11 protein-coding genes are annotated in these 14396 nt (G+C 72.9%); 3 read left to right on the top strand and 8 right to left on the bottom strand.

The window, feature by feature from the left end:
* The coding region (locus tag ABFY07_RS22930) for a putative T7SS-secreted protein (RefSeq protein WP_346176293.1) at positions 1-265 on the bottom strand (265 nt) is incomplete at its 3' end.
* 153 nt (positions 266-418) lie between these two features.
* Between ABFY07_RS22930 and ABFY07_RS22935 the strand changes: the two genes are divergently transcribed.
* Together ABFY07_RS22935 and ABFY07_RS22940 are read left to right on the top strand one after the other, a co-directional pair.
* On the top strand, positions 419-1393 hold the full coding sequence (locus ABFY07_RS22935; RefSeq protein ID WP_346176294.1) for an AraC-like ligand-binding domain-containing protein: 975 nt from the start codon (positions 419-421) through the stop codon (positions 1391-1393).
* Between the two features lie 525 nt (positions 1394-1918).
* Positions 1919-2584, top strand: a complete 666-nt coding sequence (locus ABFY07_RS22940; RefSeq protein WP_346176364.1) for a helix-turn-helix domain-containing protein — start codon at positions 1919-1921, stop codon at positions 2582-2584.
* Between the two features lie 64 nt (positions 2585-2648).
* Here ABFY07_RS22940 and ABFY07_RS22945 read toward each other — a convergent pair whose 3' ends face one another.
* The 5 genes from ABFY07_RS22945 to ABFY07_RS22965 all read right to left on the bottom strand — a co-directional run bounded on the left by ABFY07_RS22945 (position 2649) and on the right by ABFY07_RS22965 (position 11034).
* Positions 2649-4412 carry a protein kinase domain-containing protein gene (locus tag ABFY07_RS22945; RefSeq protein WP_346176295.1) on the bottom strand — a complete coding sequence of 588 codons (1764 nt, stop codon included), beginning with the start codon at positions 4410-4412 and terminating at the stop codon, positions 2649-2651.
* 45 nt (positions 4413-4457) lie between these two features.
* The gene (locus tag ABFY07_RS22950; protein WP_065966382.1) at positions 4458-4739 is read right to left on the bottom strand and encodes a hypothetical protein; all 282 of its coding nucleotides are present in this window, start codon (positions 4737-4739) and stop codon (positions 4458-4460) included.
* A gap of 97 nt (positions 4740-4836) precedes the next feature.
* Complete coding sequence (locus tag ABFY07_RS22955; protein WP_346176296.1) at positions 4837-6387, bottom strand: hypothetical protein; 1551 nt, start codon at positions 6385-6387, stop codon at positions 4837-4839.
* 12 nt (positions 6388-6399) lie between these two features.
* Entirely contained in the window at positions 6400-6696 is a 297-nt protein-coding gene (locus tag ABFY07_RS22960) for a hypothetical protein (protein WP_346176297.1), read from the bottom strand.
* Between the two features lie 123 nt (positions 6697-6819).
* A complete protein-coding gene (locus ABFY07_RS22965; RefSeq protein WP_346176298.1) occupies positions 6820-11034 on the bottom strand; it encodes an FtsK/SpoIIIE domain-containing protein in 4215 nt (1404 codons plus the stop codon).
* A gap of 363 nt (positions 11035-11397) precedes the next feature.
* Between ABFY07_RS22965 and ABFY07_RS22970 the strand changes: the two genes are divergently transcribed.
* Complete coding sequence (locus ABFY07_RS22970; protein WP_346176299.1) at positions 11398-11679, top strand: DUF1876 domain-containing protein; 282 nt, start codon at positions 11398-11400, stop codon at positions 11677-11679.
* Positions 11680-11713: 34 nt separating this feature from the next.
* Here the strand turns inward: ABFY07_RS22970 and ABFY07_RS22975 are convergent, their stop codons facing one another.
* Positions 11714-13330, bottom strand: a complete 1617-nt coding sequence (locus ABFY07_RS22975; protein ID WP_346176300.1) for an FAD-binding oxidoreductase — start codon at positions 13328-13330, stop codon at positions 11714-11716.
* 61 nt (positions 13331-13391) lie between these two features.
* The gene (gene prcB, locus ABFY07_RS22980; RefSeq protein WP_346176301.1) at positions 13392-14234 is read right to left on the bottom strand and encodes a proteasome subunit beta; all 843 of its coding nucleotides are present in this window, start codon (positions 14232-14234) and stop codon (positions 13392-13394) included.
* Between the last annotated feature and the right edge of the window lie 162 nt (positions 14235-14396).

A 14396-nucleotide genomic window follows, 5' to 3' on the forward strand; every position in this document is an offset into this window, starting at 1 on the left:
TCGACCGCAGCTTGGACGGACTGCCATGGATCAGCTTCTTTGGATCCTCACTCTCCCCCAGCTGCATCTCATCGACGGCCGCCCCCAGCGCGTTCGCCGCCGAGTCGGACTTGTCCCGGACCCAGTCCGCACCGCTCTCCCAGCCGACGTCATCCAGCCGGTCCGCCGTCCAGTCCCCCGCGTCGTCGATCGCCCCACCGACATCCTCGACCCGGTCCTCGACCCAGTCCTCGACACCATCCGGAACGAAATCTCCGAGCCCCATGCGCCTACACCCCCGTACCAGGACCACGGCATTCCGGATGAGAGTACCGGCTCTGTTCAGGGCGCCCGTTCGCCGTCCAGACTCACTATGAGTGAGGCCGGGCCGTCAGCCGTCAGGACGGTCGGGACCAACAGAACAAGGGGGAGACCAGCAGTGATCGAGACAGTGTTCCGGGGCGAGGAACTGCCCGTGGAGGACCGGTTCGAGAGGTGGCGCGACCTGGCGTTCGAGAGCCATTCGCCCCACGAGATCCGTACGGACCACACGGCCGACTTCCATGGCACCATGCGCCTGCTTGACCTCGGTGTCCTCCAGGTCACGACGTTCTCCTGCCCGCCCCTGGACTCCGCCCGGACCCCGGCGCTGATCCGCAGGTCCGACCCCGAGATCTACTACCTCTCGGTGCCCCTGCGCGGGCACATGGGGGTCGTCCAGGACGACCGGGAGACCCTGGTCGGACAGGGCGAACTGGTGATGATCGGCAGCTCGCACCCGTACCGGGGCCTCCTGGGCGCGGAAGGCGGCACGGTCTCGGCCGCGGAGATGCTGATCCCGCGGGCGCTGCTGCGGCGGCCCGCCGGCCTCGCCGACGAGCGGTCCGCCCTGAGGGTGCCGGGGCGATCCGGGATGGGCGCCCTGTTCATCGACTTCCTCACCGGCCTGGCCACCGACACCACGTCCTACGGATCCTCGGACTCCGCGCGACTGGGCGTCGTCGCGCTGGAGTTGGCCGGCGCCCTGCTCGCCCACCTGCTCGCTGATCAGGAGCCGCCCGAGACCTTCCAGCACGCCCTCGCCATGCGCGTCCACCGCTACATCCACCAGCATCTGACCGACCCGGAACTGACACCCGGGCGGATCGCGGCGGCCCACCACATCTCCGTCCGCTCCCTGCACCGCCTCTTCCACCGCCAGGACACCACGGTCTCCGCCTACATCCGCCGGCAGCGGCTGGAACGGGCCCGCCGCGACCTGGCCGACCCGGGGCTGCGTACCCGGCCCGTCCACGCGATCGCCGCCCGGTGGGGCTTCCCCCGGCCGGCCGACTTCACCCGCGCCTTCCGCGCGGCCTACGGGATGCCGCCCAAGGACTTCCGGCACCTCGCCCAGGGCACCTCCCGGCGGTAGCCGGGGGAGCGGCGCGATTGGCGTCCAGCGCCAAGCGGCTGGCGCTGAGTGCTAAGGACATGTCCGCGCCCGCCCCGGCAGACTCGTCGGTCGGGTGACGGGGCCGATGCGGCCGGAGCCCCGGGCCCGCTTCCCCCGCGGGGGAGAAATACGGGGAGAGGTAACACCATTACATTGCCATCGCTTCTGTGCTCACGAGAGTCGACGGCCTTCTCAGCGGCCTTCGCGACGACCTTCGCGACGGGCGACCGCGGTGGGGCGTCGCCGCGCGCCGAGCTGGAGCTGGGGTCCGTACGGCTGACCGTCCTGCGCTGTCCCGCTCCGCCCATTCCATCCGCTGCGCCCATTCCATCCGCTCCGCGCACTCCCTTCGCTGCGCCCGTTCCACCCGCGCCCGCGACGCCGGGGGCCCGGAGATCCGCCCGGAGCGGCGATCCGCAGACGTGGCGGCTGGTCCTGGTCTCCGACGGGCCGCTGACGCTGGGCCCAGCCCCAGGCGCCACCCGCCTCGACCCCGGCCACTTGGTGCTGTGGGACCCCGGCGAGCCGTTCGCCCCGGTGGCGGCCGACCGGGCCCGGCCGCCCCGGGCGCTGGTCCTGCACCTGCCGGGGACCGCACTGTCGGTGCCGCACCAGGCGCTGCGCGGCCTGGTGGCGCGGCCGGTGCCCTCGGAGGCGGGCCCGGCGGCCCTCCTCGCACGGTTCCTGGAGGGGCTGGCAGGGCCGGCCGCGACGGTGGAGACCCGGCAGGCGGCCTGGCTGGGGCGCGCCGCGGTCGACCTGGCGGTGGCCTTCCTCAGCAGCGTCACCGACCCGCGGGACGACGCGGCACCGCAGCCGCGCCGGATGGTGCTCCTGGGCGAGATCAGGTCGTACGTCGAACGCCATCTCGGCGACCCCGACCTGTCGCCGAAGGCGATCGCCGCGGCGCACCACATCTCGGTCCGCTATCTGCACCATCTGTTCCGGCAGGACGGGCAGACGGTCGGTGGGTTCGTCCGGCAGCGGCGGCTGGAGCGCTGTCGGGCCGATCTGACCGACCCGTGCCTCGCCGGGCAGAGCATGGCCGTGATCCGGGCGCGCTGGGGCTTCCATGACGCGGCCGTGTTCAACCGCGCCTTCAAGAAGGAGTACGGGATCACGCCCGGCGAATACCGGAGGCGCGAGGGAGTGCCCGCGGGGGCCCGGTAGCGGTCGCCGGTGGTGCCGAGGCCGGGCCGGCGTGGGACCGCCGGCCCGGCCATGGCGTTTGCGGTCAGGCGCGGAGCGCCGGCCAGGTGTCCTCTCCCACGATGCCGTCCACGTGGAGGTGGTGATAGCGCTGGAACAGCTTGACCGCCGCCCGCGTGTCGGGGCCGAACTGCCCGTCCACGCCGCCGGGGCCGATGTCGTACTTGCGGGCCTTGAGGATGCACTGCACCTGGCGGACGCGGTTGCCCTTGTCGCCGTACTGGGTGAGCGCGATACCGGAGTAGTAGCGGCAGGACTTCCACGGCTTCGGCGGTGAGGTCCTGGGCGGAGGCTGCGTCTGCTGGGGAGGGTCCGGGGCGGCCGTGGCGCTGCCGGCCGGGGGGTTCGGGCTGGCGGGGGGCTGGGTCTCCGCGGAGCCTCCGCCTCCGCCTCCGCCTCCGCCTCCGCCGCCGTTGCCGCCGCCTCCGTCCCCGTCCCCGCTGTTACCGTCGCCACCGTCGCCGCCACCGCCGCCGGCGGCCGGGGGGGTCACGGGGTCGGCGGAGGCCGACGTCGTTTCCGGCGACGGCTTCGGCGAGTGCTTCGCCACGGGGGACTTCGAGGCGTGTGGGTGCTGCGCGGGCTTGGACGCGGTCGCGGCCACGTTCTTCCTGCCGTCGTCGGAGGAGCCCATGCCCGGGACGGCGAAGGCCACCACGCCGACGGTCACCGCCACGACCGCCGCGGCCGCCGCCAGCACCAGACCACGGCGGCTCTTGCGCTCCGCCGGCTTCAGCGTGCGCTCCGGCGCGCCGCGGCGCAGGATCGTCAGCTGGTCCATGGGCGACACCGCGGCGGCGTGCCCGCTCCACTCGGAGCGGGCACGGATCAGCTCCGCGAGGGCCGCGGGCCACTCCGGCGCCGGCGTGTGCCGCCGGGCCGCGTCCACGACCTCCTGCGGACTCGGCCGCCCCGCCGCGTCCTTGTCCAGGCACCGGCCGATCAGCTCCGCGAGGGCCTGGTCGGACTCCGCCACCCTGGCCAGCACGTCTTCGCTCGGCGGTGAGTAGACCACGCGATGGATGACATCGGCCGTGGACCCCTCGCCGAACGGTGTTCTGCCGGTCGTGGCGTGTGCCAGCACCGAGCCCAGCGAGAAGACGTCCGACGCGGTGCCCGCCTCCCGGCCGTCCGCCTGCTCGGGGGACATGAACGCCGGGGTGCCCACGTGCTGGCCGGTCATGGTGAGCACGCTCGCGTCGGTGGTGTGGGCCACCCCGAAGTCGATGACCCGCGCCCCGTCCGCGCCCAGCAGCACATTGGACGGCTTGAGATCGCGGTGGACGATCCCCGCGGCGGCGAGCGTGGCGAGGGCCTCCCCGATCTCCCCCGCCAGCCGCCACACCACCGGCGCGGGCAGCGGCCCGAAGCGGCGCACCGCGTCGTCGAGGCTCGGCCCCGGGACGTAGGCGGTCGCCATCCACAGGCGCTCCTCCTCGTCGAAGCCCGAACCGAGCAGCCCGGCGGTGTACTTCCCGTGGACCCTCCGTACGACCTCCACCTCGCGCTCGAACCGGCGCCGGAACCTCGGGTCCTCGGCGTGCTCCGGCCGGATGACCTTGACGGCCACCAGCGCCCGGGCCCCGTACGTGGCCGCCCCCTCCGCGTCCACGCCCGCTTCCCGCCCGAGGTACAGCCGGCCCATCCCGCCGCCACCCAGGCGCGCGAGCACCCGGTACGGCCCGATCGCCACCGGATCCGACCGCCGCAGCGGCTCCGCGCCGAGGCGTTCGAGATCGGAGGTGTTCAGCTCTCCGGTCCAGGGGTGGGCCGGATCCCTGTCAGACATGGGGTTTCCTCACGGAGTTCCTGCTGTGGCGCTCCCGGGTCCGGCTCAGCCGTTGCCGCCGGCCTGGGAGATGTTCTTCAGAACCGCGTCGAACTTCCTCTGGAACTCGTCCAGGGACTGCTTGATCTTGTTCAGGTCCGCCTGGGCGCCGCTCCAGGCGGAGCGGAACTCGGCGGCGTGCTTGCCGTCCCAGTGGCTCTGGTCGCTCAGGATGTTCCCGGCGGCGGAGAGCTGGCTGATGGACTGCTGGAAGCCGCCGTCGATGATGCTGAGGAACTTGCGGCTCGCGGCGTGTGCGGCGTCGTCGACCTTTACGGTGCCTGCCATGATGATCTTTCTCCTGTGATGTCGGCTGTTTCTCGGGCCGTCGATCAGATGACTGATCTCCGGCGGGGGTGTCTTGGGGAGTGGCGCCCGCGGCGGGTCACCACAGTGGAGGTCTCGGGCTGGTGCCGGGCACGCGTACCGGAGGCGGCTGCGTGGGCTGCTGCCCGTCCCACAAGCGCAGGGCGTCGTTCAGGAAGCTCCCGTTCCGCGCGGTCCACTTGCCCATGTCGTTTCCGGGCCTGAACGGTTCGCCCGGCGGCTTTTCGCTCAGGCGCTTTTCCCAGTCCTCCAAGTCTCGTCCCTGGAACAGGTCCGAGAGAATGTCGGGCCTGTTGCGGATGCTCCCGTGCTTGCCGTCCCGGTCCGTGACATCGGCCATGGCGCCCATGATCGCCGCGATGTACTCGATCGAGCCTTTCGGCGTGGCCAGGATCGCCTCACGCTCGAACAGCCCCCTGCGGGGGAGGTATCCGCGTTCCTCGATCTGTTTGACGACCGAGGTGTCGATATGGACCTTGCCCGGTCCGATCGCGTGCCGGCCGAAGGGCGGCGGCACATTGGGGGGAATCGGTGAGGGAAAGGGCTGCCAGTTGTTCACGATCCCTTCCCATGCGATGGCGGCCACGATGGCTTTCGGGTCGATGTTCCGCCGCTTCGCTTCCCGCAGGATGATGTCCCGGTTCAGCTCCACCCAGCTCAGGACGGCGTCCTGCTCCCGGGAGTATGTGCTGCCGTCGGGGTCCACGGACGGGTACGGAAGGTGGCCCGCGAACCAGAGCTCGTAGGAGAGATCCGTGGAGTCGCTGGGAGGCTGCGCGCCGCCCGGCCATGTCGGTATGCCGGAGGAGAGGACGCCGACCAGTTTGCCCCGCCACAGCGGGTCCTTCGACATCGGTCCCTCGAAGAGATCCCGCAATTGACCCTGACTCAGGGAGCTCGCGAAGTTACGGGCCGCCACCGGGTTGGCCGCGACGCTGTCGAGGAACTGCGTCTTCTGGGCCGCGGTCAGGTAGTGGTCTTCCAGGTTCACGGCGAAGCGGACGGTGGGGACGGGCCGGGCGAGCCGAGTGTTGACGCTGTCGCAGACCTTCTTGTCCAGCACGCCGCTCGAATAGGCGCTCACGAGTGCCGGAATGCCCCCGAGCGCCATGGCGGTCTCGATGTGCCGCTCGTCCAGGTTGTTGTAGAACCCCGCGCTGAAGTACGGGTCGTTGCCGTGCTCGGCGAGTTCCCTGACGATGCCGGAGACCTTGACCGGCTGGGCGTCCATCAGGCGCTTGGCGAGTGCGGCCCCGGCGTTGATCCGTGCCTGGTGCAGGGCCTCGGTCCGCAGTTTCTCGAAGGTCGCGTCGACGGTTTTCTCGTGGGCACGGATCGGCTGGTTCGGCCTCCGTACGAGCACACCTCCTGCGCGCAGGAACGCCTGGCCGACGGTCCTCACGTCCCGGTCGGTGTCATACGCGGCCGCCACCTGCCTGGCGACATTCGCGTCAATGGCCTCGGCGACGCAGGGCCCACCGCCGTTCTCATATGCCATGAGAGACGGCGTCAGCACGTTGCGCACCCAGGTCTGGAGCTGCTCGGCACCCTGGGTGCACACATCGGAGTACCTGGCGAGGTACTCGGGAATCGCGGAGACGGTGGTCATGTCGCCTTGCACCTAATGCTTGGTCTTCTCGGCCTTTTCGGCAGCGCGCGCCGCGGTGGTCGCGCTGTTCACCTGCGACTGGTATCTGAGGGCCGCTTCCTTGAGCGCGGTGAGCGCCTTCTGCTGGCGCTGGAAGTCGGTTTCGAAGCGATCGCGTTTCGCGCCCTGCCAGTTGTCGCTGTGCGGACTGCCGAAGAGGGTGTGACGCTGGCCGTTGCGCAGCCAGATGAACCAGTCCAGTTTCTCGACGAGCTGGGAAAGCTGCTGACTGAGCCGAGCGGCGACGGCGAAGTCGTACTTCGGTGGCATCAGTCGGTTCCCCCTGTGTGGTTCACGCGAGAATTCTCCGCTCGGGGGTGCGCCGTGTCATTGACCTCGGGCGCACAGTCCATGTGCCTTCCGTGCAATGCGGCATATGCACACGCCCGTGGGTCAGTTGGCGACCTGCACCCCCGTCGCGATCCCGTCCACCACGAGGTAGCCCCGCCCCGGCAGCGGCTCCATGCGGTCGTAGCGGGGCAGTTCGGTGCCCAGGAGGTCGCCGTCGAGGTCGTGGTCGGGGGACAGGAGGACGCCGCAGCGGCTGTCGCGGGCGCGTTGGGTCCAGTGGCCGTAGGCGCGGCGCAGGGCGTCGGCGCGGCCCGCGGCGATCAGATGGTGGCCGGCGGCGGGGGAGGAGAGCCACTGTTCGAGGAGGCCGCGCTCGTCGTCGACCGTGTCGGCGTCGTCGGCCAGCAGCAGCGCGGACCGGTCGAGGGGGAGGGCCAGGAGGGCCTGCTCCAGGTCGTCGTACGTGGTGGCCAGCGCGGTCAGCCCGGGCAGGTCCCGCAGCGGGGAGCGGCGGGGGGCGAAGCCGACGAGCGCGGGCGGGGCGTCGGCGGAGGCCGCCACGAGGCGGGCGACGGTGCACAGCGCCGTGCTGCGGCCGGACCGCTGGGGCCCGGCGATCAGCGCGTGCTCGCGCTCGTACAGCCGGAGTCCGGCGCAGCCGAGGGTGTCGGAGTCCAGGCCGACGGGGAGCCACCAGGGGTCCGCGGCGGTCCGGGCCGGGGCGGTGAGGGCGGTGGCCGGGACCTCGGTGGGCAGCAGCCCGACCTCCGGCGCGGAGCGTGCGGCCCCGGCCCAGCGGGCGGCGGTCTCGGCGACGGCCGCCGTCAGGTCCTCGCCCGGCCAGCCGATCTGGATCACCTGCCGGTTGGCGGCCACGACCGCCCGACCGGGTACGGGGGCGGGGACCGCGCCCCGCGGCACGTCGAAGTATCCGTACTCGCCGGGGTCCGCCAGCCGCAGCAGCAGCTTGGTCTGGGTCAGGGCGGACCAGGCCGACGGCACGGCGCCCGAGCGGTCGGCGCTGACCGCGAAGCGGATGCCGACGGCCGGGCCGTCGGCGTAGACCCGGGCGAGCTCGTCGATCAGGTTCATGCCCGCCACGTCCTTGTCGAGGTCCGACAGGAGGGCCCCGAGGTTGTCCAGCAGCACCAGCCAGTCGGGAGCTCCCGCGGGCCCGCGGGCCTTGCGCTCGTCGAGCTCCCGGCGCAGCAGCTTGATCAGCCGCACTTGGCGCTCCCGCTCGGCCGACCCGATGTGGGCGCCGGTGTGCGGGAGGGCGGCCAGCGGGGCCAGGTCGCCCGCGCCCAGGTCGAGGGCGAAGAGGTGGAGCCGGTCGGGTGGACTGGAGCCGGCCGTGGCCAGGGCGAGCGCGGCCAGCGCGGTGGAGGTGCCCGAGCCGCCGCCCCCGTAGATCAGCAGGTTTCCGGCGGCCGGGTCCCAGCCGACGGGGTACTGCCGCTGGCGGTCGGGGTCGTCGGCGAGCGCCCAGGCGGGCAGCCCGGCGGCCTCGGTGTGCAGGCCCTGGTCGGCGACCGGGGGAAGATCCGCGCGGTGGACGACGTCGGGCAGCGGATCGGGCCAGGGCCGCCGGGGCGCGGCGAATCCGGCCAGGTCGGCGGCGTGCCGCGCGGCCATGACCAGCCGCCGCAGATCGGTCTCGCCCTCCGTGCCGTCGGTGGCCGCGGTCAGCACCGGCATGCCCAGGACGAACGGGGCGAGGGTCACCGGGGCGGTCACCGCGGCCTTGGGGGTGACGCCGGTGGACAGCGCGGTCTGCACGGGCAGCACCTCCCGGGCGCTGAGCCGGTAGTAGGCGCGGCCCCACTGGCGGGTGCCGATCCCGGCCGCCGCCGGGTTGTCGATGACGTCCTGCGAGTCCCCGGTGGACTCCAGGCGCAGGGCGATGCGCAGTTTGACGTTGTTCTTGATGGCGTCGTTGACCGAGCCGGCGGGCCGTTGGGTGGCCATGATCAGGTGGACGCCGAGGGTGCGGCCGCGCTGGGCGATGCTCACCAGCGAGTCGACGAAGTCCGGCAGCGCCTTGACCAGGGTGGCGAACTCGTCGATCACCACGGCGAGCCGGGGCATCGGCTCCATGTCGGGGCGGGCGGTGTCGCGCATCCGCTGGTAGTCGCGTATGTGGCCGAGGCCCACCTCGCGCAGCAGGCGCTCGCGGTGGCGCAGCTCGGCGTCCAGACAGCGCAGGGCGCGCTCGCTGAGCTGTTCGTCGAGGTCGGTGACCAGGCCGACGGTGTGCGGGAATTCGGCGCACTCGTCCAGGGCGCCGCCGCCCTTGTAGTCCACCAGCGCGAAGGTCAGGTGCTCGGGGTCGGCGTCGGTGGCCATGCTCGCGATGAGGGTGCGCAGCAGCTCGCTCTTGCCGGAACCGGTGGTCCCGGCGATCAGCGCGTGCGGCCCGTCGTCGTCCAGGTCCACGGTGAACAGATCCCGCTCGCTGACCCCGAGCACGGCCCGCACCCGCAGGTCGGGGACGCGCCTGCGCCACCGCTCGCCGACCTCGGCCCCCGAGACGGCGGCCAGGTCCAGCAGCGGCAGCAGGGAGATACGGTCCGGCAGCCCGGCGCCCTCCACCCGCAGCTCCGGGTCCTCGAAACGGGCCAGCGCCCGGGCGGTGGCACGCGCCCCGGTGTCCGGCATGCCGTTCAGCAGCACGTCCGGCACCACCTCGTCGGAGGCCACATCGCGCACCCGCCCCCGGCCGTCGGACGCGGCGGTGACCACCGAGGTGCACAGGGCGGGCAGCCGGGTGGTGAGCACCAGGGCGCCGCAGCGCAGGGTCCGGTCGGCGAGCAGGTCCCGCAGCGGGCAGGGCCGGCCCTCCAGCAGGGTGGCGCCGTCCACGACCACCAGCAGCACCGGTCCGGCGTTGTCCTCCGTACGCCTGGGCGCGGCGGCGCGCAGGGCGCGGGCCAGCGTGTCCGCCTGCTCCGGTCCGGCCGCCACCAGCCGTGTGGTCCCCGACTGCGGATCCGCGCCGTGCGGCAGCCACTTCGTCCAGTCCCAGTCGGCCAGCCGCTCCGGGTCCACGAACACCGCGAGCGTCACATCCGCCGGCCCGCTGCCCACCACCGCCTGGCACAGCAGGGAGCGGGCGACGGCGAGGGCCGCCCGCCGGTCCCCCTCGAACCCCACCGCCTCGCCCGCGGACACCCCGACCACCACCGGCACCTGCGGCAGCACACACCGTGCCGCCAGGATGTCCGCCACCTCCGGGGCGGGCCCCGCGGAGTCGGTGTCCAGGGGCGGGGCCCAGGGGAGATCGGCGGTGCCCACCACCGCCTTGAGGAAGTCCGGCGCGCCGGGGCGCCGCTCCCACAGGGCGACCCCCGGCGCGGTCGCCCGGTGGACCACCTCCGCGGGGTCGGGGTGGGCGGCCCGGCGGTGACGGATCTCGGACGCGTGGCGCGCGGCCACGGTCTCCTCGAACTGTTCGACCCGGGCGGCGTGGTCCCGCATCCCGCGCCGGAAGCCGACCCGGCCCCGCAGGCGCTCCTCGGCGAAGTTGCCCACGAACATCAGGGGGGTGAGCGCCGCGATGGCCGCGTAGCGGACGTCGTGGGTGAGGGCGACGATCACCCCGGCGAGGACGAGCGGGCCGAGCATGCTGGAGATGGAGAACGGGGCCTTGTTGGCGCGCGGCGGCGGCGAGGGGGCGGCGAGCCGCGGCGGCTCGGCCGGCCTGCCGCCGCGCGGCGCGCGGTTGAACGGCAGAGTGCCGCCGGGCCCCACCTCGCGGACGGGGTTGACCCGCTGCACGGGGCCGAGGCGGTCCGGCGGCAGGACGCGCAGCAGCACCTCGCCGCCCAGCGAGACCAGGTCGTCCGGCTGGACCCGGGCGGCCTTGGAGATCCGTTCGCCGGACACGTCGGTGCCGTTGGCCGAGCCGAGGTCGGTGATGTGCGCCTGCCCGTCGGCTGACACCTCAAGCGCGGCGTGCAGCCGCGACACCCCCGTGGCCACGACCCGCACATCCGCCTCGGCGCCCCGGCCGATGACCGTCCTGCCCACCCGCAGCGGAATGCTCCGCCCGGCCTCCAGCCCGCCGACCACCCGCAGCACGGCCGCCGCCACGCGTGGCGCGCCGGCGGAGCCCCAGCCGGCGCGGGCCACCCGCGATCCATGGGCGAGACCGGACTCGGCCAGCCCCGTCTCCGGCGGGGCCGTCCGCCCGTCGACGCTCAGGCCGCTCGCGGGGATGTCCAGGGCCGCGGCGAGATCGGCCAGCGTGGCGTTCGGCCGGCCGACGCGCAGTTCCATCTCCCGCTCGGTCTCGCCGTCGGCGTAGACGATCCGCACCGCGCAGTCCCTCCAGGGTGGGTCAGGGGACGAAGGGGCGCGTCGAGTCTGCCGCAGACCGGGCCGTCAGGCATTGACACCGGGTGCAGAATCGTTGACCGAGCGCGCAATGCCCGCACGCCGCGCCCCCGCCGCGGCCTCGGGATTCGCGTGTCCTCGCGTCGGCGGGGTCGTGCCGGGTGGGTGATCGCCACCTGATCTCCGCCGCCTGATCGCGCGACGCCCCGCCGCCGTCGTCACGCGGGGTGTGCGCGTCACGCAAGGGCCTACGGGCCGCGGCGTACCGGGCCAGGTGGTGCGGGCACGGGGAATGGATGCACGCTGGGAGTGGATACGCGCAGGCACAGTCCGGAGGTGATCGTCATGCCACAGTCCACCGTGGGTTGGCATGTCGAATTGGAGTTTGACGAGGACAGCCGCCACACCCGCGCCGCCGCCCTGGTCCGGCTCGCCGACGGGAGCGAGGTACGGGGCCACGGCTCCGCCAGCCGGGCCCCCGCCGACTCCAACCAGCCGCGGGTCGGCGAGGAGATCGCGGGCGCCCGGGCGCTCAACGAACTGGCGACGAAACTGCTCGACAAGGCACACGGCGAGATCGACGCGGCCTCCGGTCGCACGTCACACCCGCTGCATCTGACCCAGTGAAACGGCGGGCGCGCGGCGGCCGGTCAGCGCCCGGTCATGGGGCGGCCTTCGGAGGCTCGATGCCCAGAGTGTGGCTGAAGATGTTCTTCGGGTCCCAGGCGGCCTTGACCTTCCGCAGCCTCGGGTAGTTGTCCTTGAAATACAGCGTGGACCAGGGGACGCCCGAGGTGTTCACGGCGGGGTCGGCCAGGTCGTCGTCCGGGTAGTTGATGTAGGCGCCGTCCTTCGGGTCCGGCACCCCGTGGGTGTCGGCGTAGAACTCGCGGTACAGCCTGCGCAACCAGTCGACCTGGGCGGCGTCCCGGTCGGCGGCGGCCCACGCCGCCGTGTACTGGACGCGCATCACCGCGTCCCGGTGCGGGAAGGCGGTGGCGTCGGGGGCCACCGCGCCGATCCGCCCGCCGTAGCTGGCGATGCCCACCGAGCCGAAGAGCAGGGTCGGGTCCTGCTCGCGGGTCAGGTTCTCGTAGATCGCGGAGAGCTGGGCGTCGGAGAAGCCCTTGCGCAGATAGCCCGACTTGATCTTGAGCCGGTAGCTGTCGGAGTTCGGGCCGCCCAGCGCCGCCGCCAGCCACGGCTGCTCGGTCTTCACCACGTTGACCGGGGCGCCCACCCCGGCGCCGACGGCGCCCAGATAGTCCTCCAGCAGGTCGGCGGCGTCGGCTCCGAACACCTGCCCGCTGGCCAGGTTGAGGTCGTTGGCCTTGCGGCCCACCGTCAGGTCGGCGTACAGCCGGGTGGCGGGGGCGCCGACCGCGCTGTTGCGCTCGCACCAGTCCATGTGGTTGCGGATCAGCCGGGTGAACTTGGTCTTGTCCAGGTCCAGGGCCTGCCACGGCCACTGGGCGGAGAAGGCGATCGCGCTCTTGGGCGCCCGCGGCAGCAACTGCCCCGGGTCGGTGCCCTCCGCGCCCGGTGTGCGCAGCCAATAGCGGGTCACCACGCCGAAGTTCCCACCGCCGCCCCCGGTGTGGCCCCACCACAGCTCGCGGTTGGGGTCGGACGCCTCACGCGTGGCCACCACCGCCCGCGCCCTGCCGTCCGCGTCGACCACCACCACCTCGACCGCGTAGAGGTGGTCCACCACCAGCCCCATGGCCCGGGACAGCACACCGTAGCCGCCCCCGCAGATGTGGCCGCCCGCCCCGACACCGGGACACCACCCGGCCGGGATCGTCACCCCCCAGCCGAGCACCAGCCGCCGGTAGACCTCGCCCAGGGTGGCGCCGGGCTCCACCGCGAAGGCGCGCCGCGCCGGGTCGTACCCGACCTGCGTCATCCCGGACATGTCGATGAGCACCCGCACGGCCGGGTCGTCCACCCACCCCTCCGCGCAGTGTCCGCCACTGCGCACCGCCACCCGCCGGCCGGAGTCCACCGCCTCCTGGACCGCGGCCACCACCTGCTCGGTCGAGCCGACGACCCACACCTGGTCCGGGGTGCCCACCCAGCGCTTCTGGCCGCGCCGCACCAGATACGTGTAGCGCGAATCGTCGGGGCCGGCCTTGACCGGGCCGAGCGGGGGCGCGCAGTCCGCCCGCCCGGTGCCCTCGGCGGCGCCGGCGGGGGTCTGGAGGGATAAGCCCCCGACGACCCCGGACGCGGCGACGGTGGCGCCCCGCAGCAGTTGACGGCGGTTGACCCCGGACATGGTCATCTCTCCTCGGGAGGCTCGGTGGAGGGGTGGGGGTGGTGTGCGTGGGCGGGGTGCTCTAGAGAACCGGTGCCCGCGGCCCGTCGGGCGCCGTGTGACGCCCTTCGACGACGGCCCGCGCGACCGCGGCGACCTCCTCCTGGCCAAGCCGCCGGTACCCGTCCTCGGTGACGAGGGCGACGAGGGGGAACAGCCGCCGGGTCAGGTCGGGGCCGCCCGTGGCCGAGTCCTCGTCCGCCGCGTCGTACAGCGCCTGGACGACGGCGGTGACGATGTCGCCCTCCGGCATGCCCTCCCGGTAGAGCTTCTTCAGCGAGCCGCGGGCGTGGACCGAGCCCGAGCCGGTGGTGGCGAAGCCCGACTCCTCCGAGCGGTTGCCGGTGACGTCATAGGAGAAGACGCGGCCCCGGCCCTTGTTCAGGTCATAGCCGGCGAAGAGCGGAACCACCGCCATGCCCTGCATCGCCATGCCGAGATTGTCCCGGACCATCTTGGTGAGCCGATTGGCTTTGCCGTCCAGGGACAGGGGCGTGCCTTCTATTTTCTCGTGGTGCTGGAGTTCCAGTTGCAGGAGCCTGACGAGTTCCACCGCCAGGCCCGCGGTGCCAGCGATGGCGACGGCGGAGTGTTCATCGGCCGGGAACACCTTGTCGTATTCACGGTGCGCGATGAGATTGCCCGAGGTGACGCGCCGGTCGCCGGCCACCAGCACGCCGTCCGCATAGGTCGCCGCGATGACGGTCGTGCCGTGGGGCGCCTGGAAGTCGCCCCGCGCGGGCGGCAGATGACGCCCGGCGGGCAGCAGATGAGGAGCCTGCGCGCTGAGGAAATCCATGAACGAGGAGGTCTCGCGGGACAGGAATGCGGGTGGCAGAGCGCCGTTTCGCGAGTCGAAGGTCATGCGCGTTCCTTCCCGAGAGGCGTCGGCGGCTCCTGCTTGCCGCACATTACCCCACCCCCGCCCCGGGCAATCCATGAAGAGAGTCACGCCGGGCCGTGGTCGAAAAACACCGCCTGATGAGGGGCGTTGGAGAGAATCTGGCATTTGGCTGCCACCCCCGAG

It is taken from the genome of Streptomyces sparsogenes subsp. cuspidosporus, from assembly GCF_039532705.1.
Lineage (GTDB): Bacteria > Actinomycetota > Actinomycetes > Streptomycetales > Streptomycetaceae > Streptomyces > Streptomyces sparsogenes.

Bases quoted from the DNA above. Each gene is read 5' to 3' on its own strand.
- ABFY07_RS22945 (WP_346176295.1), bottom strand. From the start codon at position 4,412: ATGTCTGACAGGGATCCGGCCCACCCCTGGACCGGAGAGCTGAACACC.
- prcB (WP_346176301.1), bottom strand. From the start codon at position 14,234: ATGACCTTCGACTCGCGAAACGGCGCTCTGCCACCCGCATTCCTGTCC.
- ABFY07_RS22970 (WP_346176299.1), top strand. From the start codon at position 11,398: ATGCCACAGTCCACCGTGGGTTGGCATGTCGAATTGGAGTTTGACGAG.
- ABFY07_RS22975 (WP_346176300.1), bottom strand. From the start codon at position 13,330: ATGTCCGGGGTCAACCGCCGTCAACTGCTGCGGGGCGCCACCGTCGCC.
- ABFY07_RS22960 (WP_346176297.1), bottom strand. From the start codon at position 6,696: ATGCCACCGAAGTACGACTTCGCCGTCGCCGCTCGGCTCAGTCAGCAG.
- ABFY07_RS22950 (WP_065966382.1), bottom strand. From the start codon at position 4,739: ATGGCAGGCACCGTAAAGGTCGACGACGCCGCACACGCCGCGAGCCGC.
- ABFY07_RS22955 (WP_346176296.1), bottom strand. From the start codon at position 6,387: ATGACCACCGTCTCCGCGATTCCCGAGTACCTCGCCAGGTACTCCGAT.